We start from the raw sequence: 24,021 nt of genomic DNA, 5'->3' as shown, positions 1-24,021 counted from the left end.
CGTCGGGGCGGGTCAGACGTCGAAAGTGGCCGGTCGGGTGGTGGCCGGCGCCGGCGGGGTGGCCTTCCACAGCCCGGTCTTCTGGGCGGCGAGCCGGGTCAGGTAGGCCGGGTTGAGGATGACGTACCGGCGCCACAGGCGCTTGGGCTCCAGGCCGAGGCGCCAGAACCACTCCAGCCCGGCGCGCTGCATCCACGGTGGCGGGTTGCGCAGCAGACCGGCGTGGTAGTCGAACGCCGCGCCGACAGCCATCAGCGGCATGTCCAGCAGCGGGCGCATGGCGTACGCGAAGACCTCCTGGCGCGGGCAGCCCAGCCCGACCAGGACGAGGCGGGCGCCGCTGGCCCGGATCCGGTCGGCGATCTCGGCGTCCTCGCCCGGGGTGGCGGCGCGGAACTTGGACGGCTCGACCCCGGCGATCTTCAGCGCGGGGAACTTGCGCTCCAGCGCCGGGACCAGCCGGGACAGCGTCTCCTCGGTGGAGCCGTAGAGATAGACCGGCAGCCCCTCCTCGGCGAACCGGGCGAGCACCCGCAGGGTCAGCTCCGGGCCGTAGACGCGGTCGGTGAGCCCGGCGCCGTGCAGCAGGTTGAGCGCCCAGCGCACCGGCTGACCGTCCGGGGTGACCACGTCGAACGAGTTGAGCCGGGCGTTGTGCGCCGGGTCGAGTACGCCGGTCATCACGCCGTGCACGGCGAGCGCGGTGAGCGCCAGCGGGCGGCGTTCGTGCGCGGCCGAGACCACGGCCTCGGTGGCCCGGGCGTAGTCGGTCGCGTCGACCCCGACGCCGAGGACGTTGCGCTTGGTCCCGGCGCTCATGCCTTCGGCACCCACTTGTCGACGTTGGCCTCGTAGATCTCGCGGAGGATCATCGGCACGTCGTACGTGATCTTCCAGGACGGGTAGTGCTCCTCGAAGCGGGCCATGCTGCTGACGTACCACTGGTGGTCGCCGGTGCGGGCCTGCTCGACGTAGTTGATCCGGGCCTCGCGGCCGGTGATCTCCTGGGCGATCCGGAACGCCTCGATGTGCGAGGTGTTCGAGTGCCGGCCGCCGCCGAGGTTGTAGACCTGGGCCGAGCGCGGCTCGCGGAAGAACGCCTCGAACGCGGTGAGCACGTCGTGCGAGTGGATCGCGTCCCGGACCATCTTCCCCTTGTAGCCGAAGAGGTTGTACGTCCGGCCCTCCATCACGCAGCGCATCAGGTACGCCAGGAAGCCGTGCAGCTCGGCGGCGGAGTGCGCCGGGCCGGTCAGTGTGCCGCCCCGGAAGCAGGCGGTCTTCATGTCGAAGTAACGGCCGTACTCCTGGACCATCACGTCCGAGGCGACCTTCGAGGCGCCGAAGATCGAGTGCAGCGACTCGTCGATCGACATGTCCTCGGTGATGCCGTCGTACCAGCGGTGGTCCTCGGGCAGCTCGTAGCGGGTCTCCAGCTCGATCAGCGGCAGCGAGTTGGGCCGGTCGCCGTACACCTTGTTTGTGGAGCAGTGGATGAGCGGCGCGTCGATCGCATGCCGCCGGGTGTACTCCAGCACGTTGAGCGTGCCGCCGGCGTTCACGTCGAAGTCGGTGAACGGCTCCTTGGCGGCCCAGTCGTGGCTCGGCTGGGCGGCGCTGTGGATCACCACGGCGATGTCCTTGCCGTACCGCTTGAAGACCTGCTCCAGGCCGTCCCGGTCGCGGATGTCCACGGCGTGGTGGGTGTACGCGGAGCCGAGGTCGGCGGCGAGCCGGTCCAGGCTCCAGGCGGTCGAGCCGTCCTCGCCGAAGAAGTACCGCCGCATGTCGTTGTCGATGCCGACCACGTCGAGACCCAGTCCGGCGAAGTGCCGGGCCGCCTCGGAGCCGATCAGACCGCCGGAACCGGTCACCAACGCGACAGTCACACGCCACTCCTGGTCCGTGGGAGGCAGGGAAACCATCGGAGCATAGCGTGACGTCCGAAACGCCCCGATACGAAGCAAGGGCCCCGCTGTCTGCGGAGCCCTTGTTCTGGTGGGGATGGGGGGAGTTGAACCCCCACGTCCTTTCGGACACACGGACCTGAACCGTGCGCGTCTGCCATTCCGCCACATCCCCGTGGCACGACCCGGAACACCATATCGCATCCCGCGCCCGCCATCTGCGACGGGTGCCGGGACATATTACGCTGTCCACTGGCCACGCCACGAACGATCACCGCTCGTGGCGGGCGAAACTTTAGCACGTCCGCGGGCCTGGTCACGAACGGGCCGACGGCAGCCGGCCGAGCGGCGTGTGAGCTGCGGAGGCGGTGTCCGGATACCATCATTGCCTCGGGACCCGAGGAGGAGCCGGTGAGCGTGCTGCAACGCTTCGAGAAGCGTCTGGAAGGCCTGGTCGAGGGGGCCTTCGCCAAGGTCTTCAAAGGGGTGGTCCACCCCGTGGAGATCCTCAACGCCATGCAGCGGGAGGCCGAGGCGCACAAGGCGATCCTGGCCGGTGGGCGCACCCTTGTGCCCAACCGCTACGTGATCGATCTCTCGCCCTACGACCACAGTCGGCTGGCGCCGTACGCTGCCGCGCTGGCCCAGGAGCTGGCGCAGTCGCAGGCCGAGTTCATCGGCGAGCAGGCGTGGACGGTCTACGGCGACGTGATCGTCGAGGTCGAGCGCGGTGAGGGCCTGGACACCGGCATGTTCCGGGTCACCGCCGAGGTCTACACCGGCGGGGACGTCGCCCCGGTCTCCGCGCCCGGCGGCTACGACGCCGGCCCGGCGTACCCGGCGTACGACCAGGGCGGCGGCTACGGCCCTCCGCCCGGTCACGGCGGTGGCCGCAACGTCCGCCTGGTCTCCGGCGACGGCCGCACCTACCCCCTCCAGATGGGCTCGACCGTGATCGGCCGCGGCGACCAGGCCAACCTGCGCCTGCCCGACGTCGGCATCTCGCGACGCCACGCCCGGCTGGACTTCGACGGCGGGCAGGTCGTGCTGACCGACCTGGGCTCCACGAACGGCACGATGGTCAACGGCCAGCGCGTCTCGGCGGTCGCCCTCAACCCCGGCGACATGATCCAGCTCGGCACCACGACGCTGACCTTCCGCGTGGACGGCTGATCCCCGTTGCCGGAGCTCGTCATCACCGTCGCCCGGTTCGGGTTCCTCATCCTGCTGTGGATCTTCGTGTTCACGGTCGTCGGTGTGATCCGCCGGGACCTGTTCGCGGGCGCCCGGTCGGGCCGCCTGGTGGCCGCGCCGCGGGGGATCGGCGCGTCGACCGGGCAGGCGGGGAAGCCGGCGAAGGCCAAGCGCGGCCGGGCCGCCCACCAGCTCGTGGTCACCGCCGGCCAGCTGGCCGGCACCCGGATCACGCTCGGCGAGGCCCAGATCACCATCGGCCGGGCGGAGGACTCGACGCTGGTGATCACCGACGACTACGCCTCGGCGCGACACGCCCGGCTGGTGCCCCGTGAGGGGCAGTGGTACGTCGAGGACCTCGGATCGACTAACGGCACCTATCTCGATCGCGCTAAGGTCACCGGACCAACCCCCGTCCCCCTCGGCGTGCCGATCCGGATCGGCCGCACTTCCCTCGAATTACGGCCATGACTCTGACCCTGCGCTACGCGGCCCACAGCGACCGCGGTCTGATCCGAGACGGCAATCAGGATTCCGTCTACGCCGGACCGCGGCTGCTCGCCGTGGCCGACGGCATGGGCGGCATGGCCGCCGGTGACGTCGCCAGCAACATCGTCATCGGTGCCATGGCGCCGCTCGACGAGGACGTCCCCGGTGACGCCCTGGTCGACGCGCTCCGCTCCGCCGTGGGCACCGCCAACCAGCAGCTCCGCGACACCGTGGACGCCAACCCGCAGCTGGAGGGGATGGGCACCACGCTCACCGCGACCCTCTTCTCCGGCAGCAAGCTCGGGATGGTCCACATCGGTGACTCGCGGGCCTATCTCCTGCGCAACGGTGAGTTCGCGCAGATCACCAAGGACGACACGTACGTCCAGATGCTCGTCGACGAGGGCCGGATCAGCGCGGAGGAGGCGAGCAGCCACCCCCAGCGCTCGCTGCTCACCCGGGCGCTCGACGGCCGCGACATCGACCCGGAGTACAGCGTCCGGCAGGTGCTGCCCGGCGACCGCTACCTGATCTGCTCCGACGGGCTCTCCGGCGTGGTCAGCGCGGACACCATCGCCGACACCATGCGGGAGTACCCCGACCCGCAGCGGTGCGTGGAACGCCTGGTGCAGCTCGCGCTGCGCGGCGGCGGCCCGGACAACATCACCGTGATCATCGCCGACGCCACCGACCAGGACATCGTCGAGGCGTCCCCGATCGTGGGCGGCGCCGCCGCCCGGGACCGCGGCATGGCGACCTCGGCCGACGACTCCACCCCGGCCGCCCGCGCCTCGGCGCTGTCCGCGCCCCGGCCACCCGTCCCCGAGGAGCCGGCGGACAACCGCGACGACGAGCCCGACGGCCGGCGCCGCCGACCGCTGCGCACCGTCGCGATGGTGCTGGCGCTCGCGGTCATCGTCGGCGGCGGCGTGTTCGGCGGCTGGACGTACACCCAGCGGCAGTACTACGTCGGCGCCACCGACGACGGCCAGCTCGCGGTCTTCCGCGGCGTGCCCGGCCAGGTCGCCGGGCTGGACCTGTCGAACGTGCACGAGCGCAGCGACGCCCGGCTCGACGACCTGACGCTGGCCGCCCAGGAGCGGGTGAAGCAGGGTATCCAGGCCCGCAACGAGCCGGACGCCGAGCGCCGGCTGGCGGAGCTGACCAGCGACGACCCGGGCAACCCGAACCTCAAGCCGCTCTGCCCGCCCGACCCGACGCCCGGTGTGACCAGTCCGACGCCGGTGGCCACCACCGACCCGCTGCCCCCGCCGAGCGGCAGCCCGCTCCCGTCCACGCCGCCCGTGGGCGCGTCGACGCCCACCCCCGACGCGCCGACGCCGACGTTCACCACCACGCCCGACGCCGTTCCCTCCGACACCGTTCCGCCGGCCGATCCGGCGGGTTGCCGGTCGCCGCAGTGAGTGCCGGCTCGATCCCGAGGACGTATCCGTGACCGCAGCCGCCGTACCGGCCGCCTCGCCCGCTTCGACGGGCGAGCAGTCCGGCGTACGCCTGGCCCGGTCCCGGCGTAACGCCGAGCTGTCCCTGCTCCTGCTCGCCATGGTGCTCGTGGCGGCGTACGCGGCGATGGTCGAGGCGAAGGCGCTGGACACGATCACGTCCGACTTCTGGATCCCGGCCGCCGCGCTGGGGCTGGTCTTCCTCGGCCTGCACCTGGTGATCCGCTGGCTGGCGCCGTACGCCGATCCGGCGCTGCTGCCGGCGGTGGCCCTGCTCAACGGCATCGGCGTGGGCTTCCTGCGCCGGTACGACCTGGCCAAGGCCGCGCCCGCGGAGCGGGAGGACCTGGCCATCTTCGCCGGCACCGGTGGCCGGCAGCTCGCCTGGACGCTGGCCGCCGTGGTGCTTGCCGCCGGGCTGCTGGCGATCCTGCGCGACCACCGGTCGCTGTCCCGGTACGCGTACACGCTGGGCCTGGCCGGCATCGTGCTGGTGATGATCCCGGCGGTGCTGCCCAGCCGCTTCTCCGAGATCAACGGCGCCAAGCTGTGGATCAAGTTCGGCGGGTTCTCCATCCAGCCGGGCGAGTTCGCCAAGCTGGCCCTGCTCACGTTCTTCGCCTACTACCTGGTGCGCAAGCGTGAGGTGCTCTCGCTCGCCAGCCGGCGGGTGCTCGGCATCGACTTCCCGCGCGGGCGCGACCTCGGCCCGGTGCTGGTGGTGTGGCTGGTCAGCCTCCTGGTCCTGATCTTCGAGAAGGACCTGGGCACCTCGCTGCTCTACTTCGGCATGTTCGTGGTGACGCTCTACATCGCCACCGAGCGGGTCAGCTGGCTGCTCATCGGTCTGATCCTGTTCTTCGGCGGCGCCTATCTGGCGTACGTGCTGGGCAGCACCGTGGGCGGCCCGTTCGCGAACTTCTACGACCGGGCGCAGATCTGGCTCGACCCGTTCGCCGAGCCGTACGACCGGGGTTACCAGTTGGTGCAGGGCCTGCTCACGCTCGGCACCGGCGGTCTGTTCGGGGCCGGTCCGGGTGGCGGCCAGCCGACGCTGCTGCCCGAGGTGCAGACCGACTTCATCTTCGCCGGCATCGGTGAGGAGATCGGCCTGTTCGGTCTCTCCGCGCTGCTGGTGATCTACCTGCTGATCGTGGAGCGGGGCCTGCGCGCCGCGCTGGCGGTGCGGGACTCGTTCGGCAAGCTGCTCGCCGGTGGCCTGGCGTTCACGCTGGGCCTGCAGGTCTTCGTCATCGTCGGCGGCATCAGCAAGCTCATCCCGCTGACCGGCCAGACCACCCCGTTCCTGTCCGCCGGTGGCTCCTCGCTGATGGCGAACTGGCTGCTGATCGCGGTGCTGCTGCGCGTCTCCGACGGTGCCCGCCGACCGGTGACCGGTGGTGGCGGCCCGGCGGCCCGGCCGTCCGGTGGTCCACCCGAGCAGTTGCACGGCGCCCCGACGGAGGTGATCCGACCGTGAACGCCCCCCTGCGCCGCGTCGGCGTGGTCGTGATGGTCCTGTTCGGGCTCCTCTTCGCGAACCTGAACTGGATCCAGGCCTACAAGGCCGACGAATACCGCAACAGCGACTACAACGGCCGGGTCCAGGTCGCCGAGTACGACCGCAAGCGCGGCAACATCGAGGTCGGCGGCACCGCGTACGCGCTCAGCAAGGAGACCGGCGGTGAGCTGAAGTACCAGCGCACCTACCCGGGCGGCGAGATGTACGCGCACGTGCTCGGCTGGAAGCCGGTAAACGGCAGCGCGAGCGGTATCGAGCGGGTGGAGAACGACTTCCTCGCCGGCACCAGCGACGCGCTCATCGCCAACCGGATCAAGGACATGTTCACCGGTGACGAGACCGGTGGCGGCAACGTGGTGCTGACGCTGTCGAAGCGGGCCCAGGAGACGGCGTACAAGCAGCTGAACGACAACCAGGTGGGCGCGAAGAAGGGCGCGGCGATCGCTATCGACCCGCGTACCGGCGCGGTGCAGGCGCTGGTCTCCATGCCGAGCTTCGACCCGAACCCGCTGGCCAGCCACAACAGCACCGAGGCGGACCGGGCGTACAACGCGCTGGAGAAGGACAAGGACCGGCCGCTGGCGAACCGGGCGCTGTCCGAGACGCTGCCGCCGGGCTCCACCTTCAAGATCATCATGGCGGCGGCCGCGCTGGAGAACGGCGTCGGCCAGCAGACCCGCATCCCGGCCGGCTCCAGCTACACCGCGCCCGGCGCCGGGCAGCCGATCCGCAACGCCGCGCCGTCGATCTGCCCCGAGTCGCAGGTGACGCTGCGCGAGGCGGTCACCGAGTCCTGCAACACCGGCTTCGCCCAGCTCGGCGTACGGCTCGGCGCGGACAAGGTGAAGGAGAAGGCCAAGCAGTTCGGCTTCGAGCAGGACGACCTCACCGTCGGCCAGCTCGGCGAGGGTGGCCTGCCGGTGGCGGCCAGCCGCACCGGCGACATGCAGAACCCGGACGGCAGCACCGACCCGGCGGCGCTCGCCCAGTCGTCGATCGGCCAGAACAACGTGCGGATGACGCCGCTGCAGGGCGCGCTGATCGCTGCCGCGGTGGCGAACAAGGACGGCAAGCAGATGCGTCCGTACCTGGTCAAGCAGTTGCTCGGGCCGGACCGCACCACCGTCTACGACCCCGCCCAGCCGCGCGAGCTGCGCCGCCCGATCAGCGGTCAGGTCGCGGCCGACCTGCGCGACATGATGCAGAACGTGGTGAAGGAGGGCACCGGCCGCCGGGCCGCCATCGACGGCTACCTGGTGGGCGGCAAGACCGGTACCGCGCAGTCCGGCCCGAACACCCCGGACCACGGCTGGTTCATCGGCTTCGCGCTGGACAAGGACGGCACGCCGCTGTCCGCCGTCTGCGTCGAGCTGGAGCAGGCGGGCAACGGCGGCAGCGCCGAGGCGGCCCGCATCGCCGGCCGGATCATGGCGGCGGCCATCGCGGACTCCGGGAGGCGCTGACGTGCTGAGCCCGGGGGTGAAGCTCGGCAACCGCTACCGCCTCGACGAGCGGATCGCCAGCGGTGGCATGGGCGACGTGTGGCGCGGCACCGACCAGGTGCTGGGCCGTACCGTCGCGGTCAAGAGCCTGCTCCCCGCGCTGCTGGACGAGCCGGGCTTCGCCGAGCGGTTCCGGGGCGAGGCGCGGACCATGGCGACCATCAACCACCCGGGCGTGGTCGACGTCTACGACTTCGGCAGCGACCAGCACATCGCGTTCCTGGTGATGGAGTACGTCGAGGGCGACGCGCTGTCGGCCACGCTCAGCCGGGTCGGCCGGCTGACCCCGGCGCGGACCATGGCGCTGCTGGCCCAGGCCGCCGACGCGCTGCACGCGGCGCACGAGAAGGGCATCGTGCACCGTGACGTGAAGCCCGGCAACCTGCTGGTCCGGCCGAACGGCACGCTCGTGCTCACCGACTTCGGCATCGCCCGCTCCGAGCTGGTCGGCCAGCTCACCGCCGCCGGCTCGGTGCTCGGCACCGCCTCGTACATCTCGCCGGAGCAGGCGACCGGCGCGGTGGCCACGCCCGCCTCGGACGTCTACGCGCTCGGCGTGGTCGCGTACCAGTGCCTCGCCGGCCGGCGCCCCTTCGAGGGGGACAACCCGCTCGAAATCGCCATGAAGCACGTACGGGAGACGCCCCGGGCGCTTCCGGCCGACATCCCGCCGCAGGTCCGGGCCATCGTGGAGCGGGCCATGGCGAAGGACCCTTCCGCCCGCTGGCCCAGCGCCGCCGCGCTGGCGAGCATCGCCCGGCAGGCCAAGCTCGCGCTCTCCCAGGCGGCCCGCGCCGGCCGGCCCATCTCGGCCGCGCCCGCCTCACCGGCCGCACCCGTCGCACGTGCGCAGGTGCCGACCGCACCCCGACCGCAGCCCCCGGCCGCCGCCGCGCATCCGCAGCTCCGGCCGCCGGTCTCCCCGGCCCGTCCGCCCGTCTCGCCGGCCCGCCCGCCGGTGACGCCGCGCCCGGCCGTGATCGCCCACCCGGCCCCGATGCCCCGTCCGCCGGTGGCGCCGCGTGGCGCGGCACCCGTACCGCAGCGGCCCGTGCCCCAGCACAACCCCATGCCGTACGCGCGCCCGGCCGCCCCGCCGCCGCCCCGGCGCTCCCGGTCCGGGCTCTGGACGACGGCGATCGTGGTGGCCGTACTGGTCATCCTCTGTTCGGGCGTGATTTCGTTCCTGTACCGGAAATACGGTGCTACCGCATCCGCTCCGGCGAGTGTGAGCGTGACCTCCGGCGCGGTGCGGCCGCACGGAGGCGACTATCCGGTCCGCACGTCGTACCGTCGTGAGGTACGCCTCCTGCCGGCCGACGGCGGTACGACGACGAGCGAAGGACGAGACACGCGATGACAGCGCAGGCCCGCCTGCTCGGTGGCAGGTATCAGGTCGGCGAGCTGCTGGGCTACGGCGGCATGGCCGAGGTGCACCGCGGCCGCGACCTCCGGCTCGGGCGGGATGTCGCGATCAAGATGCTCCGTGCCGACCTGGCCCGGGATGCCACCTTCCAGATGCGGTTCCGCCGCGAGGCCCAGAACGCCGCCTCGCTGAACCACCCGGCCATCGTCGCCGTCTACGACACCGGTGAGGAAACCGGCCCGACGGGCGAAACCCTGCCGTTCATCGTGATGGAGTTCGTGAACGGCAGGACGCTCAAGGAGGTCCTCGGCGTCGAGGGGCGGCTCCAGCCGCGCCGGGCGCTGGAGATCTGCGCCGACATGTGCGCGGCGCTGGAGTTCAGCCACCGGCACGGGATCATCCACCGGGACATCAAGCCCGGCAACGTGATGCTCACCCAGACCGGCCAGGTCAAGGTGATGGACTTCGGTATCGCCCGGGCGCTGGCCAGCGGCGCCACCACGATGACGCAGACCAGCGCGGTCATCGGCACCGCACAATACCTCTCTCCCGAGCAGGCGCGCGGCGAGGCGGTCGACGCCCGCTCCGACGTCTACGCGGCCGGCTGCGTGCTGTTCGAGCTGCTCTGCGGCCACCCGCCGTTCGTCGGCGACAGCCCGGTCAGCGTCGCGTACCAGCACGTGCGGGAGCAGCCGCCGACGCCGAGCACGATCAACCCGGACGTCAACCCGGCGGTCGACGCCATCGTGCTCAAGGCGCTGTCGAAGAACCCGCTCAACCGCTACCAGAGCGCCGGTGAGATGCGGGCGGACCTGCTCCGCGCCGCCGCCGGCCGGCCGGTGCTGGCCACCCCGGTGATGCCGGCCGAGGAGACCATGCCGATGGGCGCCGCCGCGGGCGGCTACCAGCAGGCGCAGCAGACCCAGATGATGGGCCCGCAGACCCGCCCGCAGCCGGTGGCGCGGGTCGGCGACCCGGGCAAGCGCAAGAGCTCGTCCTGGGTCATCGCGGCGTTCGCCGCGCTCGGCGTGCTCGCGGTGATCGCGCTGGGGACAGCGCTCTGGCTCAACCAGGCCGGCAACGAGAAGGTGTCGGTGCCCCAGCTGGTGGGCCGGTCGGCGGACGACGCGAAGGCCGCGCTCACCCAGGCCGGGCTGCGGTACGGCACCGGCGACCCGGTGCAGAACACCACCTGCGAGAAGGGCTCGGTGGTCGAGCAGAGCCCGACGTTCGGCCAGCGGGTGGACAAGGACACCGAGGTCACCGTCAAGGTCTGCACCGGCCCGGGCCAGGTGACCGTCCCCACCGGGCTGAAGGGCAGTACCTACAACGCCGCGAAGGACCGACTGACGGAACTTGAGCTGGTTCCGGTTCGCGAGGATGTCAACGACAGCGCGCCGGAGGGTCAGGTCATCTCCGTCTCGCCCACCGAGGGCAGTTCGGTCGCCGAGGGCAGCAAGGTGACGCTCAAGGTCTCCAAGGGCAACGTCGGCGAGGTGCCGACCGTCATCGGCTACACCGAGGAGCAGGCGACACAACAGCTCAAGGAGGCCGGCTACACGGTCCGGGTCCGGGAGGGCAACGAGGTCGATCCGTCCCAGGCGGGCAAGGTCAGCAAACAGTCGCCGGCCGGCAAGACGAAGCTGGCCAAGGGCGAGCGGGTGACCATCGAGGTCGACGTGCCGCGCGAGGACGAGGAGCCGACCAGCCCGACGCCGAGCGGCAGTCCCAGCACGACGCCGACCACGCCGGGCGGTGGCGGCGGCAACGGCGGCGGCAGTGGTATCCCGTTCCCGACCATCGCGCCCAGCCGTACCGAACGCTGAGCATCACCTGACCGACGACGCGGCGGTGTCCCCGATCCCGGGGCCGCCGCCGCGCCCGTCCCAGCGCCCGCCTCTTCCCCGTCGATCATGAACTTGACGGCGACAAATCGGGCGTCGAACGCCGTCAACTTCATGATCGTCGGGGCGGGCGGGCGGGCGGTCGGTCGGGGGGAGGAGCGGGCGAGCGGTCAGGCTGCGGCGAAGGCGGCCCGGCGGCGGGCGTCGACCTCGGCGGCCAGCTCCGGGGCACGCTCCAGCGCTTCCGGGAAGCCGCAGGCGGCCAGCCAGTTCGCCAGCATGAGGTGACCGCCCTCGGTCAGCACCGACTCCGGGTGGAACTGCACGCCCTCGATGGGCAGCGTCCGGTGCCGCATCGCCATCACCACGCCGGAGCCGGTCCGGCCGGTGACCTCCAGCTCGTCCGGCAGCGTCTCGGGCAGGACGGCGAGCGAGTGGTAACGGGTGGCGGTGAACGGGTCGGGAAGCCCGGCGAGCACGCCCACGCCGTCGTGGCGTACCTCGGAGGTCTTGCCGTGCAGCAGTTCCGGCGCGCGCGCCACTGTGGCGCCGAACGCCTCGCCGATCGCCTGGTGACCGAGGCAGACGCCGAAGATCGGGAGCTTGCCGGCGTACTCGCGGATGACGTCCAGGCAGATGCCGGCCCGGTCCGGGCTGCCCGGACCGGGCGACAGCAGGATGCCGCCGGCGCCGGCGCGGCCCACCTCGGCGACGTCGATCTCGTCGTTGCGCCGTACGTCGCAGTCGGCCCCGAGCTGGCCGAGGTACTGCACGAGGTTGAAGACGAACGAGTCGTAGTTGTCGATCACCAGGACACGCATCGGGGTCACCTGTTCGGGGTGGGGGGCGGGGCGTTGTTCGTCTCGGTGCTGTACGGCAGCTCCTCGTCGCCGGGCAGCCCGGTCGGCTCGGTGAGCCCGCCGTCACCCGGTACGCCGGAGTCCTGGGTGACCTGCACGTCGTCGAAGGGCAGCATGGGCTCGGCCCACGGGAACACCACGAACCAGAGCAGCGCGACGGTGGCGGTGGCCAGCAGCAGCGAGCCGATCAGCTTTCCGGGCAGCCCGAAGGGAAGTTTCCGCCAGATCCAGGAGTACACGGCTCACGTCTCCAGTTCGGCCGGGCGGCCCGCCGACTTGGCCTGGACGGTGTCCAGCCGGGCGTGGATGATCAGCCGCTGGTAGTTGTCGAACTTCGGGTTGCAGGTGGTGAGCGTGAGCAGCTTCTCGGTGGGCTTCTGGCCCGGCTTGCCCGGCACCGGCGCGACCACCTCGACCTGGGACGGCTTGACGATGCGCTGCTCGTACACGCGGTAGACGAGCCAGTCGGTGCGGGTCTCGACCACTATGGCGTCGCCGGTCTTCAGCTCGTCCAGCCGCCAGAACGTGGAGCGGATCCGGTGGCCCGCCACGGCGAAGTTGCCCACCTCGCCGGGCATGGCGCTGTCCGGGTAGCGGCCCGGGGCGTACCGGATGTCGTTGGGGGTGACCCCCTCGACCACCACCCAGTGCTTGTCGAACTTGGGGATGTAGAGGCCGGCGACCGGTTTTCCGTTGGCCGGCGGCTTCGGCTTCACGGTCGGCCCGGTGGTCGGGGCGACCGTCGGGTCCGCGCCCCACTCCTGGGCGAGCTGGCTGTTCAGGTCGCTCTGGTGGGCGTCGACGATGACCGCCTTGCCCCAGATCTCGTAGCCGGCGAAGAGGAGCACCACCAGGCCGAACGTGATGAGCAGTTCGCCGGCGCCGCGTACGACGGTGCGCAGCCGGGAGCCGGCGCTGGGGCGGGTCAGCTCGGAGTAGACGCTCCGGTAGCCCTCGCCGGTCTGCTCGGGCCGCAACTGCACCACCCGCTCGCCGCGCCGGGGGCGGGGCGGCTCGGCCGGTGGCTCGTCGCCGCTGTCCGCCGCGTCCGGCGCCGGAGGCACCGCGCCCATCAGCCCGGTGGCGTCCATCCGGGGGTCCGCGGGCGGCCGGGTGACGGCGGGCAGCACCGCCGTCGCTCCCGGGTCGGCCGGCGGGGTCCGGTCCGCGTCGGCCGGGCCGCCGAACCGGGGTACGCCGGGCGCACCGGCCGCCTGCCGTCCCTCGCCCCCCGGCGTACGTCCTCCGTTCTCCCACGGCTGCGGGCCGGTGTGCGGCGGCTGGGCCCCGCGCACACCGCGTTCCGGCGGGAGCGCGCCGCCGGCCGGGCGGGCGGGATTCTGGTGCGCCGCCGGTCCGTACGCGCCCGGCCGCATCTGCCGCTCACCCGTCCCGGGCGGGGCATCGCCGGGTCGCGTCCGGCGTTCACCCGCCGAGGGTGGGACGTCGCCCGGTCGCGTCGTGCGTTCGCCCGTCCGGGGCGGCACGTCGGCCGGCGTGGCGGGACGCATCCCGGGCCCGCGCTGGGGCGCGGCCGTGTGCTGCGGTGGACCGCCCGGCTGGCCGGTGCCGGGTCCGGCCGGCCCGGCGAAACGCGCCGGGCCGGACCCGCCCGCGCCCGGACGGCCGGGCGATCGGTGCGCCGACTCGGGGATCCCGTCACCGGAAGGCTGGAACCCGGACTCGGGAACTCTGCCACCGGAGGGCTGGAACCCGGATTCGGGAATCCCGCCGGCGGAGGGGCGGAACCGCCTGTCGGCCTCGGCGCGGTGCGGGCCGGCCGGCGGATGGGCCTGGTTGCCCGGCCAGGGCGGCGGAGCGGACCGTGGCGGGCCGGGCGGTGGCGGGGCGGTCGACGGTGGGGCGGTCGACGGCGGGGCGGTCCGTGGCGGGGCGCTCCGTGGTGGGGCGGGCGTCGGTGGGAACGGGCCCCGTCGCGCCGGAGAGGTGTGCGACGGTCCGGCGTCGGGCCAGGGCAGGTCGAGCGGGGGCGGCGACGCCGGGGCGGGGGCCGGGCGCTCGACCTTGGGGAGGAACGCGGTGGGCTCCTCCTGGCGGTCGTGGCCGCGGCGGTCCCGGGGGTCGCCGCCGCTCACCGGGGCACCGTCGCCGACTGCAACGCGGTGGAGTCCTCGAACGCCGGCACGGTGACTGTGGAGACGCGCTCGACGTAGCCGAGTTGGTAGTGCTCAGCCACTTCCTTGAACACCCGCACTCCCTCAGAGGCGGCGAGCGCCCGCTGGAGTTCCGCGGGGTCGCCGATTGCCACGATCTTGAAAGGAGGGGAGTACACCCGGCCATGCAGCAGCAGGGTGTTACCGACGCAGCGTACCGCGCTGGTGCTGAGCACGCGGACGTTCATGATTGACATGGCCTCCGCGCCGCCGGCCCAGAGCGCGTTGACCACCGCCTGGACGTCGCCCTGGTGCACGACCAGGTCGTCGTTGCTGGCGCCCTTGGGCAGGGGCTGGTCGGGCCGGCGGTCGGCGTCGTTCAGCTCGACCGTCACGCCGCTGCCGGTGAGCGCGGTGAACCCGGCAGCCTGCCGGCTCGCGGCGGCCCGGTCCCGCTCGGTCTTGATCGGCCCGTCGGCGCCGGCCAGCGCGGCGGTCTGCTCCTCCACCTCGGCGCGGAGCCGGGCGGCCTTCGCCTCGCTCGCCGCCACCTGCTCCCGGCGGTCCTCGATCAGCTGGGTGAGCTGGGGCCGGCGGTCCTCGCGCAGCGGCGTGCCGCCCGCGGTGGTGGCGGTGGTGGTGAACAGCAGCCCGGCCGCGGCGGCGATCAGGGGTACGCCGATCGACCAGCCCGGGCGGCGCTGGCGGGCGCGCCGGGGCAACAGGGCGGCTGCCGCGCGGCGGAGGACCTTCTGCCAGGAGGCGGCGCCGGACGTGTACTCCACCGGGCGTTCCCTTTCCCGTCGTCTCGTTCCGGCTCGCGCCGATGCGAACCGACCTGATCGACCCGGAAAGTCCGCTCTTTCCGGTTACTGAGTGCACCGGCCTGGCCCCATTCGTGGCCTGGACGGTCCGTCGGGACTACGCTAGCTGTCGAACATTATTGGCCATGGACCGTCGCCCTCGCGCCCGGTTGTCAGGCCGGACGAGGTCGTACCCCCCTCTGGAGAGCGTCGTGCCCAAGTCTCAGGTCCGCAAGAAGAAGGTGTACACCCCGCCCACGGACGTTCGTCCGACGGCGACGGCGTCGACGCGCAAGCCTAGCCCGGTCTGGCTGCCGGTCACGGCGGTCGCGCTGATCGTGGTCGGCATCGGCTGGCTGGTGCTCTACTACCTGTCCGAGCAGGCGTACCCGGTCGCCACCTGGGGTTACTGGAACCTCGCCGTCGGCTTCGGCGCGATGGTCTCCTCGCTGATCCTGCTCTCCCGCTGGCGCTGAGCCGGCCGCCCGTCGACCGGTCGTAGGTCACGCCACGCCGCCCCTGCCAGGCGCTTCGTCGCCGCTACACCTAAGGTGTGCGCAGGGCGGCGTGGCCTGGTGCGAGAAGACTCACGTTACTGCTGGGTAACCTTGCGCGTAGGCTGCACGGACAAGCAGCAGACCGGGAGGCCAACTCGATGGGCAGCGTCCAGATCGTCACCACGATCCTCGCGGCCGCCATCACCGCTGTCGCGGTGTGGCTTGCGGTGCGCGCGGTCATGAAGATGACCGCCGTCATCCGGCTCGGTCAGCCCGCGCCGGAGCGCTTCGGCGACAAGGGCGCGCGTACCAAGAAGATGCTGGTGGAGACCGCAGGTCACACCCGCATGCTGAAGTGGAGCGTGGTCGGCGCCGCCCACTGGTTCGTGATGGTCGGCTTCATCGTGCTGTCGCTGCTGGTGCTGGAGGCCTACTTCGAGGTGGTCTCGACCGGCGGCGGGCTGCCGATCATCGGGCACTGGACGATCTTCGGCCTGGTCACCGAGTGGATCGGCATCCTCGGCCTGGTCGGCATCCTGGTACTGATGGCGATCCGCCTGCGCAACCGGCCGGGCCGCGCGGAGAACCGCTCCCGGTTCACCGGTTCGAGCATGTGGCAGGGCTACTTCGTCGAGTGGGTCGTCCTGCTGGTCCTGATCTTCGGGTTCGTGATCCGGGGCTTCAAGGTCGCCACCGACCACTTCGAGTACCCGGTCTGGGCCGCCCCGCTCAGCCACGCGATCGGCTCGGTCCTCCCGAACTGGGAGGCCGGCGTCAGCGTCGCCGCGCTCATCAAGATCTGCATCTCGATGACCTGGCTCATCGTGATCTCGCTGAACGTCACCATGGGCGTGGCCTGGCACCGCTTCCTGGCCTTCCCGAACATCTTCTTCAAGCGCGACCCGGAGAAGCCGGCCGGCTCGGGCCTCGGCCCGCTGCGCCCGATGACCAGCGAGGGCAAGCCGCTGGACTTCGAGGAGGCCGACCCGGAGAAGGACCAGTTCGGCGTCGCCCAGGTCGAGCAGTTCAGCTGGAAGGGCCTGCTCGACTTCAGCACCTGCACCGAGTGCGGCCGCTGCCAGTCGCAGTGCCCGGCCTGGAACACCGGCAAGCCGCTGTCGCCGAAGCTGCTGGTGCTGAGCCTGCGCGACCACGCGTACGCCAAGGCGCCCTACCTCCTCGCCGGCGGCGGCAAGGACCTCACCGGCGAGGAGAAGGCGACGCAGGAGCAGCTGGCCGGCGTCGACGTGCTCGCGATGGCCGAGGCCGACCGGCCGCTGATCGGCACCGCCGAAGAGGGCGGCGTCATCGACCCGGACGTGCTCTGGTCCTGCACCACCTGTGGCGCGTGCGTCGAGCAGTGCCCGGTGGACATCGAGCACGTGGACCACATCGTCGACATGCGCCGCTACCAGGTGCTGATCGAGTCGAGCTTCCCGTCCGAGGCCGGCGTCATGCTGCGCAACCTGGAGAACAAGGGCAACCCGTGGGGCGCCCCGCAGAACACCCGCGAGGACTGGACCAAGGGCCTCGGGTTCGAGGTGCCGCGGGTCGGCGAGGTCGACGACTTCGAGTACCTGTTCTGGGTCGGCTGCGCCGGCGCGTTCGAGGACCGGGCCAAGAAGACCACCCGTGCGGTCGCCACGCTGCTCAACGAGGCGGGCGTCTCCTTCGCCATCCTCGGCGAGGGCGAGACCTGCTCCGGTGACCCGGCCCGCCGCATCGGCAACGAGTTCGTCTTCCAGATGCTCGCCCAGCAGAACGTCGAGACGCTGAACGAGGCGTTCGAGGGCCGGGAGAAGACCAAGCGCAAGATCGTCGCCACCTGCCCGCACTGCTTCAACACGCTCGGCAACGAGTACGGCCAGCTCGGCGGCGAGTTCGAGGTCGTGCACCACACCCAGTTGCTGGCCCACCTGGTCAGCGCCGGCAAGCTCACCCCGGTGCAGCCGGTGGACGGCGGCGTCACCTACCACGACCCGTGCTACCTGGGCCGCCACAACCGGATCTTCGCCGCGCCGCGTGAGGTGCTCGGCGATTCGATCCAGGGCGAGCTGACCGAGATGCCGCGTAACAGCGAGCGCTCCTTCTGCTGCGGCGCCGGCGGCGCCCGGATGTGGATGGAGGAGAAGATCGGCAAGCGGATCAACGTGGACCGGGTCGAGGAGGCCATGTCCACCGGGGCGAAGACCATCGCGGTCGGCTGCCCGTTCTGCTCGACGATGCTGAACGACGGCGTGAACGGCAAGGGCGCGGGCGAACAGGTCGAGGTGGTCGACGTGGCCAGCGTGCTGCTGCGCTCGGTCAAGCCGGAGGCCCCGGCCGGCGAGCCGGAGGTCGCGCCGAGCGCGAGCTGAGGCGTACCCCGGCGGAAGCCGGACCACGACGGCGGCGGCACCCGTGCGGTGCCGCCGCCGTCGCGCGCCACGGGGGCCCACCGTCGGCGCTCGCGTGCCACAATCACGCCCATCGACGGCCTTCTTCTTCTGACGCTGTTGCCCCTGGTCGGTTTCGTGCTGCTGACCGCCGGCAACGCCTTCTTCGTCGCGGCCGAGTTCGCCCTCGTCACCGTGGACCGGGCGGAGATCGACAGGCGGGCCGGCGAGGGCGACGGCCGGGCCGCCACGGTACGCCGCGCGCTGCGCGAACTGTCCTTCCAGCTCTCCGGCGCGCAACTCGGCATCACCCTCACCGCGCTGCTCACCGGCTACCTCGCCGAACCCGCGCTGGCCCGGATCTTCGCCCCGCTGCTGCATCCGCTCGGCGGCGCGGAACGCTTCTCCGGCCTGCTCGCGCTGGCCCTCGCCACGCTCATCTCGATGCTCTTCGGCGAGCTGGTGCCGAAGAACCTGGCGCTGGCCCGCCCGATGCCGGCGGCGCTCGCCACCGCCGCGCCGATGCGCGCGTTCTCCCGCATGTTCGGCTGGCTGATCCGGCTGCTGAACGAATCAGCCAACCGGCTGGTGCGCCGCCTCGGCGTGGAGCCGCAGGAGGAGCTGGCCAGCGCCCGCTCCCCGGAAGAGCTGGGCCTGCTCGCCGCCATCTCGGCGCGGGCCGGCGCGCTGCCGCCGGACACCGCGATGCTGCTGCGGCGCACGATCCGCTTCGGTGACAAGCGGGCCGCCGAGGCGATGACGCCCCGGGTGGACGTCACCGCGCTGCGCGCCACCGCGTCCGTCGCCGACCTGCTGGACCTCTCCCGGCAGACCGGCCGGACCCGGTTCCCGGTCTACGAGGAGACGCTCGACCTGGTCACCGGCGTCGCCGGGGTGCCCGACGCGCTGGGGGTGCCGCTGGCCCGCCGGGCCGTCACCTCGGTGGCCGCGGTGGCCCGGGAACCGGTGTACGTGCCGGAGAGCCTCAACCTGAACGGGGTGCTGGCCGCGCTGAAGGCCGCCGGGGCGGACCTGGCGATCGTGGTGGACGAGTACGGCGGCACCGACGGCGTGGTGACGGTGGAGGACCTGGTCGAGGAACTGGTCGGGGAGATCGCCGACGAGTTCGACCCGGACGCGGTCGACGACGCCGGGCCGGTGGAGCTCACCGTGCCGGGCGGCGAGCGGACCGTCCTGGCCGACGGCGTGCTGCGCGCCGACGAACTGGTCGAGCAGACCGGGTTCCGGCTGCCCGACGGGCCGTACGAGACGCTGGGCGGCTTCCTGATGGCGCGGCTGGGCCACATCCCGGTGCCGGGCGAGACGGTCGACGAGGCCGGGTACGAGTTCACGGTGGTGGAGGTCGACCGGCACCGGATCGAGCAGGTGCGGGTGGTGCGCCCCGAGGAGCCCGACGACGGTGCCTGAGCTACTCGTGGCGGTGGTGTTGCTGCTCGGCAACGCGTTCTTCGTGGGCAGCGAGTTCGCGCTGATCGCCTCCCGCCGTACCGTGATCGAACCGCTTGCGGCGACGTCGAAGCGGGCCCGGTGGGCGCTGGCCGCGATGAACCAGATCCCGCTGATGATCGCCGGAGCGCAGCTCGGCATCACCGTCTGTTCCCTCGGCCTCGGCGCGATCGCCGAGCCGGCGCTGGCCCACCTGCTGGAGGGGCCGTTCGCCGCGCTGGGGATGCCCGCCTCGGCGGTGCACCCGGTGACCTTCGTCATCGCGCTGGCGGTGGTGGTGTTCCTGCACACGGTGGTCGGCGAGATGGTGCCGAAGAACATCACGCTGGCCGGTCCGGAGCCCTCGGCGCTCTGGCTCGGCCCGGCCATGCTGGCGTTCTGCCTGGTCACCAAGCCGCTGCTGCTGGCGATGAAGTGGGCGTCCCGGCAGGTCCTGCGGTGGTGGCGGGTGGAGGCGACAGACGCGGTGAAAACCGTGTTCACCGCCGAGGAACTGGCCGGGCTGGTCTCGCAGGCGCGTACCGAGGGGTTGCTGGACGCCGAGGAGCACGCCCGGATCACCGGCGCGCTGGCCCTGCACAGCCGTACGGCGGCGGACGCGCTGCAACAGTGGTCCACTGTCACCACAGTCGCCGAGGACGTCTCACCGGCGTCGCTGGAGGTGCTGGCGACCCGCACCGGCCGGTCCCGCTTCCCGGTGGTGCAGCGGTCCACCCGCCGGGTGCTCGGTTTCGTGCACGTGAAGGACGTGCTCGGGTACGCCGGCGCGAGTCGCCGGGCCCCCGTGCCGGCCGCTGTCTACCGGCCGCTGGCGGTGGTGCCGCCGGACCGTACGCTCGCCGACCTGCTGCTCGCGATGCGCCGCGAACGCCGCCACATGGTGCTGGTCAGCGACGGACGGCGGCCGATGGGCGTGGTGACGCTCGACGACGTATTGACAGCCATCGTCGGAAGATGAAATGAATACCCTTGGTGTGCAATCGATTGCGGATACGTGATTGAACAAACGGTCGCCTTGATTCCACCGGACGCCTTCCCTAATGTGGGGCACCGACCGCTGTGGGTCGTCTGCCTCGATCTTCCCTCTCGCGAGGCGCCCGGCGGTCGGTTGCAAAGGAGTCCGTGCCGGTGGCAACCACGCCCCCTCAACGTCACGCCCCGAGCGCTCCACCCGGCCGACGTGCCGGGTTCCACCGGATGGCACGCCGTCTGGTCACCCTGGTCGCGGCCGCCGCGGTCGGCGCCGGGATGCTGACGGCTCCGGCGCACGCGGCGCCGTCGGTGGACGAGATCGACGCGCAGATCGACAAGCAGTGGGAGCAGCTCGAACCCACCATCGAGCAGTTCAACAAGGTCCGCTCGCAGCTTCGCGCCAACCAGAAGAAGTCCAAGGCGCTGAAGGACAAGATGGTGCCGCTGGAGCTGGCCTCCACGCTCGCCATGAACAAGGTCGGCGACATCGCGGCCCGCTACTACATCCAGGGCCCGTCGCAGGAGCTGGGCGCGCTGCTGGTGAGCACCAAGCCGGGCACGCTGGCCGAGCAGCTGGTCATGCTGGACCGGATCGCCGACGACCAGCGCCGTCAGATCGCCGGTGTGCTCAAGGTGCGGGACGAGTACAACAGGCAGAAGGAGAAGCTCGACGAGCTGATCGAGCTGGAGACCAAGCAGCAGAACGACCTCGCGGCGAAGAAGAAGCAGATCGACTCGGAGATCAAGCGGCTCACCGCCATGCTGCCGGTGACCTCGATCCGCCCGGCGGGCTGCCCGAAGATCGACGGCGTGGTGAGCAGCGCCGCGCGTACCGCGATCGCGACGGCGTGCGCCCAGGTCGGCGACCCGTACGTGTGGGGTGCCACCGGCCCGAACGCGTTCGACTGCTCCGGCCTCACGCAGTACGCGTACAAGGCGGCGGGCATCTCGCTCACCCACTTCACCGGCGCGCAGTGGAACGAGGGCCGCAAGGTGTCCCGTTCCGAGGCGCGCCCGGGTGACCTGGTGTTCTTCGGCTCCGATCTGCATCACGTCGGGCTCTATCTCGGCAACGGGGTGATGGTGCACGCGCCCCGGACAGGCAAGCCGGTCCAGGTGTCGAGCATCAACACCCAGCCGCTCGCCGGCTTCGTCCGGGTCACCTGACCTCGGTCACACCGAAAGGCCCCCGGTCCGCATGGACCGGGGGCCTTCGCGTTCTCGGGGAGGGGTCAGCGCGGCGCGCCGACCGGGGACGGCAGGATCAGCACGTCGTCCAGGTTCACGAACATGATCCGGTGGCCGAACTGGACCTGCACGTACTGGTTCTTCCCGCGTACCACGGTCCGGTCACCCGGCGCGGAACCGTCGAACGAGACCGCCCGGTAGTACTCGCCGGGCAGCACCCCGCCGACCGCGTACCGCTGGCCGGCGGCGAACGTGTACTGCAGCGGAGAGATGGCCTGGTACGGGATGGTGTCCGGGTAGGCGGACTGCTCCGGGTAGGCGCGGCCGTACACCGGGATGGTGGCCTTGCCGGGCCGCGGGGTCACCACGAAGCCGGTGGCCCACTTGGCGGTGGGCGCGGAGGCCGGGTTGTGGAACCACGCCTTCTGGCCGAGGTACCAGATCGCGGTCCAGTCGCCCTGCCGGCCGGCGAGCGCGTACGTCTGGCCGGCCGAGGCGCGGGCGCCGTGGTCGGAGATGTACATGGTGTCCGGCGTGCCGTCCGGGCGCAGCCCGAGGTCGTTGACGAGCGGGGCGTCCGGGCTCGGCGCGGTCCGCAGGATCACCGCGGAGGAGCCGCGCGAGGGGCACGGCTGCGCCGGCGGGGTGGGCGTCGGGACGCCCGGCGGCTGCTGGTTGCAGCCGGTGAACGCGGGCCGGTTGGTGGCGAAGTCCGGGTCGATGGTGACCAGGCCGGTCTTCGCCGTGCCGGTGCCGCGGAACGGCGCCTTCATCAGGTCGAAGTAGTGCGACCAGTCCCAGTAGGGCCCCGGGTCCCAGTGCATGCCGCCCACGTTGGCGGCGGTGATGCCGGGCACGTTGTCGTGGCCGATGATGTGCTGCCGGTCCATCGGGATGCCGAACTTCAGCGCCAGGTGGCGGACCAGCTTGGCGGAGGTGCGGTACATCGCCTCGGTGTACCAGGTGCCCTGGCCGGCGAAGCCCTCGTGCTCCAGGCCGATGGACTTGGCGTTGACGTACCAGTTGCCGGCGTGCCAGCCCACGTCCTTGGTCTTGATGTGCTGGGCGATGTAGCCGTCCACCGAGCGCAGCGTGTAGTGCCAGCCCAGGTAGTCGGCCCGCTTCACCAGGTCGACGCTCGGGCCGAAGTAGCCCTCGGTGTCGTGGATGACGATGTACTCGATCTTCTGCTGCTTCGGCCGGTCAGCCAGGTCGTGGTTGCCGTAGTCGCCCGGGTCGTCGCTGAGCTGCTCGTAGGGCGCGGGAATCCACTCGCAGGCCAGCCGGACCGGGCACTCCAGTCCGTCCGGCCGCTGCGCGGTGCGCAGGCCGAGGCGGGCCAGCCGGGAGCGGTCCGGCTTCGCGGCGGTGGCGGCGAGCGTGACCCGCTGGCCGTCGTCGGTGGTCCGGGTGGCGCCCTGGCCGAGCTGGTCGTAGACCTCGTCGGCGAAGGCCGCCGCCGCGTCGGCGGTGTCCGCGCCGGAGTAGCGGGCCACCGCGGCGTACCAGGCCGCCGGGTCGGTGCCGGCGCCGACCGGCCCGCCCAGAGCCTTCTGGTACGACGACAGCAGCGCCGCGCCGCCGCGGATGTTCGCGGCCGGGTCGGTGCGCAGCGTCCCCGCGTCCAGCCCGGTGAGCGCGGCGGCCGCGTCGAGCGTCTGGAGCGAGGCGCTCGGCAGCGGCGTCTCCCGCGTCGGCGCGGCGGCGGTGGCCGGGTCGAGCTTCAGCGGCCGGGAGTCGTCGCCGCGCGGGTCCTCGTCCTCGTCGACGTGGGCGCTGCCCGGCGTGGCGAGGATGTGCGCGGCGTCGGTCAGGTGCATCGGGCCGTAGCCGCCGCTGGTGCTGGGCTGACCCGGGTGGGTGTCCCAGCGGGACTCCAGATAGGAGACACCGAGCAGCACGTTCTGGGGCACGCCGTACTCGGCCGCGGCGGCGGCGTATTGTTGTTGCCGGTCGCTCGCGGGCGCGGACGTGTCCGGCGCGGCGGTAACCGGGCCGGTGGTCGCCAGCGCGGTGGCCGTGGCCACGGCGGCGGCGAGCAGTATCCGTCTGCCCGACGGCGGGGCGGAGAGGTGCATCGAACCTCCTGGACAGGGATGGGGGTCACTGCGTTTCCACCCTCACTCCGCACACCCGCGATGGTCAATACCTTTCCAGTAAGTAATCAGTCGTGAAAGAAAATTTCACCTCCGTGCGCGGTGTGGCGCTGGATTGCGTACGGAGTGTCACGGCGCTGGAAGTTGCGGATCGATAACGGTGGTCCCTACTCTGGTGAATCGTCGGCCGCACGTCTCATCGTCCAACCCGGTCGGTGACGGTCCGACACCGCCGAGTCGCCTCCGGGCGAGCCGGGGAACCAGGTACCTGGGGTGAATCCGCAGCACTGCTGCGGTAGGGCGGCTCCCTTCCCGCCCGAATCCGTCAGCTAACCCGGTAGGCGGTACGGAAGAAGGAGTAC

General features: G+C 71.9%; 19 protein-coding genes, 1 tRNA gene and 1 riboswitch. Of the genes, 12 read left to right on the top strand and 8 right to left on the bottom strand.

The genetic code is table 11. From position 1 onward, the window contains the following. Window positions 1-12: 12 nt before the first annotated feature. The 3 genes from A4R25_RS22715 to A4R25_RS22705 all read right to left on the bottom strand — a co-directional run bounded on the left by A4R25_RS22715 (window position 13) and on the right by A4R25_RS22705 (window position 2,082). The gene (locus A4R25_RS22715; protein WP_064448000.1) at window positions 13-819 is read right to left on the bottom strand and encodes a WecB/TagA/CpsF family glycosyltransferase; all 807 of its coding nucleotides are present in this window, start codon (window positions 817-819) and stop codon (window positions 13-15) included. Further along, window positions 816-1,925, bottom strand: coding sequence for an NAD-dependent epimerase/dehydratase family protein (locus tag A4R25_RS22710; RefSeq protein ID WP_064447999.1), 1,110 nt, complete (start codon window positions 1,923-1,925; stop codon window positions 816-818). Before A4R25_RS22710 ends, A4R25_RS22715 begins: the two co-directional genes overlap by 4 nt. Window positions 1,926-1,996: 71 nt before the next feature. Continuing rightward, window positions 1,997-2,082: transfer RNA gene (locus tag A4R25_RS22705), tRNA-Leu, on the bottom strand. A gap of 209 nt (window positions 2,083-2,291) precedes the next feature. Between A4R25_RS22705 and A4R25_RS22700 the strand changes: the two genes are divergently transcribed. The 7 genes from A4R25_RS22700 to pknB are packed head-to-tail and all read left to right on the top strand — an operon-like array spanning window position 2,292 to window position 11,269. Continuing rightward, on the top strand, window positions 2,292-3,080 hold the full coding sequence (locus A4R25_RS22700; RefSeq protein ID WP_026267912.1) for a DUF3662 and FHA domain-containing protein: 789 nt from the start codon (window positions 2,292-2,294) through the stop codon (window positions 3,078-3,080). Window positions 3,081-3,086: 6 nt separating this feature from the next. Continuing rightward, window positions 3,087-3,572, top strand: coding sequence for an FHA domain-containing protein (locus tag A4R25_RS22695; protein ID WP_030500489.1), 486 nt, complete (start codon window positions 3,087-3,089; stop codon window positions 3,570-3,572). Further along, entirely contained in the window at window positions 3,569-5,014 is a 1,446-nt protein-coding gene (locus A4R25_RS22690) for a PP2C family serine/threonine-protein phosphatase (protein ID WP_064447998.1), read from the top strand. The genes A4R25_RS22695 and A4R25_RS22690 overlap by 4 nt, the downstream gene beginning before the upstream one ends. Window positions 5,015-5,042: 28 nt before the next feature. Next, window positions 5,043-6,533 carry an FtsW/RodA/SpoVE family cell cycle protein gene (locus A4R25_RS22685; RefSeq protein WP_043327622.1) on the top strand — a complete coding sequence of 497 codons (1,491 nt, stop codon included), beginning with the start codon at window positions 5,043-5,045 and terminating at the stop codon, window positions 6,531-6,533. Further along, window positions 6,530-8,038, top strand: a complete 1,509-nt coding sequence (locus tag A4R25_RS22680; RefSeq protein ID WP_064447997.1) for a penicillin-binding protein 2 — start codon at window positions 6,530-6,532, stop codon at window positions 8,036-8,038. Before A4R25_RS22685 ends, A4R25_RS22680 begins: the two co-directional genes overlap by 4 nt. 1 nt (window position 8,039) lies before the next feature. Further along, on the top strand, window positions 8,040-9,437 hold the full coding sequence (locus tag A4R25_RS22675; RefSeq protein WP_064447996.1) for a serine/threonine-protein kinase: 1,398 nt from the start codon (window positions 8,040-8,042) through the stop codon (window positions 9,435-9,437). Beyond that, window positions 9,434-11,269: a Stk1 family PASTA domain-containing Ser/Thr kinase gene (pknB, locus tag A4R25_RS22670; protein ID WP_064447995.1), complete on the top strand. Its 1,836-nt coding sequence runs from the start codon at window positions 9,434-9,436 to the stop codon at window positions 11,267-11,269. The genes A4R25_RS22675 and pknB overlap by 4 nt, the downstream gene beginning before the upstream one ends. A gap of 188 nt (window positions 11,270-11,457) precedes the next feature. On the opposite strand, the gene A4R25_RS22665 is transcribed toward pknB, so the two are convergent. The 4 genes from A4R25_RS22665 to A4R25_RS22650 all read right to left on the bottom strand — a co-directional run bounded on the left by A4R25_RS22665 (window position 11,458) and on the right by A4R25_RS22650 (window position 15,046). Beyond that, window positions 11,458-12,108 carry an aminodeoxychorismate/anthranilate synthase component II gene (locus A4R25_RS22665; protein WP_064448127.1) on the bottom strand — a complete coding sequence of 217 codons (651 nt, stop codon included), beginning with the start codon at window positions 12,106-12,108 and terminating at the stop codon, window positions 11,458-11,460. Between the two features lie 5 nt (window positions 12,109-12,113). Further along, window positions 12,114-12,386 (bottom strand): hypothetical protein, encoded by a 273-nt coding sequence (locus A4R25_RS22660; RefSeq protein ID WP_064447994.1) that lies wholly within the window; start codon window positions 12,384-12,386, stop codon window positions 12,114-12,116. Between the two features lie 3 nt (window positions 12,387-12,389). After that, a complete protein-coding gene (locus tag A4R25_RS22655; RefSeq protein ID WP_231915605.1) occupies window positions 12,390-13,523 on the bottom strand; it encodes a class E sortase in 1,134 nt (377 codons plus the stop codon). Window positions 13,524-14,239: 716 nt separating this feature from the next. Further along, window positions 14,240-15,046: a DUF881 domain-containing protein gene (locus tag A4R25_RS22650; protein ID WP_064447993.1), complete on the bottom strand. Its 807-nt coding sequence runs from the start codon at window positions 15,044-15,046 to the stop codon at window positions 14,240-14,242. Between the two features lie 230 nt (window positions 15,047-15,276). Between A4R25_RS22650 and A4R25_RS22645 the strand changes: the two genes are divergently transcribed. From A4R25_RS22645 to A4R25_RS22625, 5 genes are all read left to right on the top strand, one after another. Beyond that, a complete protein-coding gene (locus A4R25_RS22645; protein ID WP_043327616.1) occupies window positions 15,277-15,540 on the top strand; it encodes a cell division protein CrgA in 264 nt (87 codons plus the stop codon). 179 nt (window positions 15,541-15,719) lie between these two features. Continuing rightward, entirely contained in the window at window positions 15,720-17,918 is a 2,199-nt protein-coding gene (locus A4R25_RS22640) for a (Fe-S)-binding protein (protein WP_043327615.1), read from the top strand. A 138-nt stretch (window positions 17,919-18,056) separates the two neighbouring features. Continuing rightward, window positions 18,057-19,364, top strand: coding sequence for a hemolysin family protein (locus tag A4R25_RS22635; protein WP_043327614.1), 1,308 nt, complete (start codon window positions 18,057-18,059; stop codon window positions 19,362-19,364). Beyond that, window positions 19,357-20,361, top strand: a complete 1,005-nt coding sequence (locus A4R25_RS22630; protein WP_064447992.1) for a hemolysin family protein — start codon at window positions 19,357-19,359, stop codon at window positions 20,359-20,361. The genes A4R25_RS22635 and A4R25_RS22630 overlap by 8 nt, the downstream gene beginning before the upstream one ends. 170 nt (window positions 20,362-20,531) lie before the next feature. After that, complete coding sequence (locus A4R25_RS22625; RefSeq protein WP_064448126.1) at window positions 20,532-21,542, top strand: C40 family peptidase; 1,011 nt, start codon at window positions 20,532-20,534, stop codon at window positions 21,540-21,542. A 65-nt stretch (window positions 21,543-21,607) separates the two neighbouring features. On the opposite strand, the gene A4R25_RS22620 is transcribed toward A4R25_RS22625, so the two are convergent. Further along, a complete protein-coding gene (locus A4R25_RS22620) occupies window positions 21,608-23,641 on the bottom strand; it encodes an N-acetylmuramoyl-L-alanine amidase (protein ID WP_064447991.1) in 2,034 nt (677 codons plus the stop codon). Between the two features lie 238 nt (window positions 23,642-23,879). Beyond that, window positions 23,880-24,017: riboswitch (cyclic di-AMP (ydaO/yuaA leader) on the top strand. Window positions 24,018-24,021: the final 4 nt, after the last annotated feature.

This window comes from Micromonospora sp. NBRC 110037 (genome assembly GCF_001652995.1).
GTDB lineage: Bacteria > Actinomycetota > Actinomycetes > Mycobacteriales > Micromonosporaceae > Micromonospora > Micromonospora chalcea.
The sequence above is the reverse complement of the archived record's forward strand: the minus strand, read 5'-3'. Positions and strand labels throughout refer to the sequence as shown.

What these genes read in the sequence shown, in the direction of transcription:
- A4R25_RS22690 (WP_064447998.1), top strand. Translation starts at nt 3,569, where the DNA reads ATGACTCTGACCCTGCGCTACGCGGCCCACAGCGACCGCGGTCTGATC.
- A4R25_RS22710 (WP_064447999.1), bottom strand. Translation starts at nt 1,925, where the DNA reads ATGGTTTCCCTGCCTCCCACGGACCAGGAGTGGCGTGTGACTGTCGCG.
- A4R25_RS22640 (WP_043327615.1), top strand. Translation starts at nt 15,720, where the DNA reads ATGGGCAGCGTCCAGATCGTCACCACGATCCTCGCGGCCGCCATCACC.
- A4R25_RS22715 (WP_064448000.1), bottom strand. Translation starts at nt 819, where the DNA reads ATGAGCGCCGGGACCAAGCGCAACGTCCTCGGCGTCGGGGTCGACGCG.
- A4R25_RS22620 (WP_064447991.1), bottom strand. Translation starts at nt 23,641, where the DNA reads ATGCACCTCTCCGCCCCGCCGTCGGGCAGACGGATACTGCTCGCCGCC.
- A4R25_RS22665 (WP_064448127.1), bottom strand. Translation starts at nt 12,108, where the DNA reads ATGCGTGTCCTGGTGATCGACAACTACGACTCGTTCGTCTTCAACCTC.
- pknB (WP_064447995.1), top strand. Translation starts at nt 9,434, where the DNA reads ATGACAGCGCAGGCCCGCCTGCTCGGTGGCAGGTATCAGGTCGGCGAG.
- A4R25_RS22655 (WP_231915605.1), bottom strand. Translation starts at nt 13,523, where the DNA reads ATGCGGCCGGGCGCGTACGGACCGGCGGCGCACCAGAATCCCGCCCGC.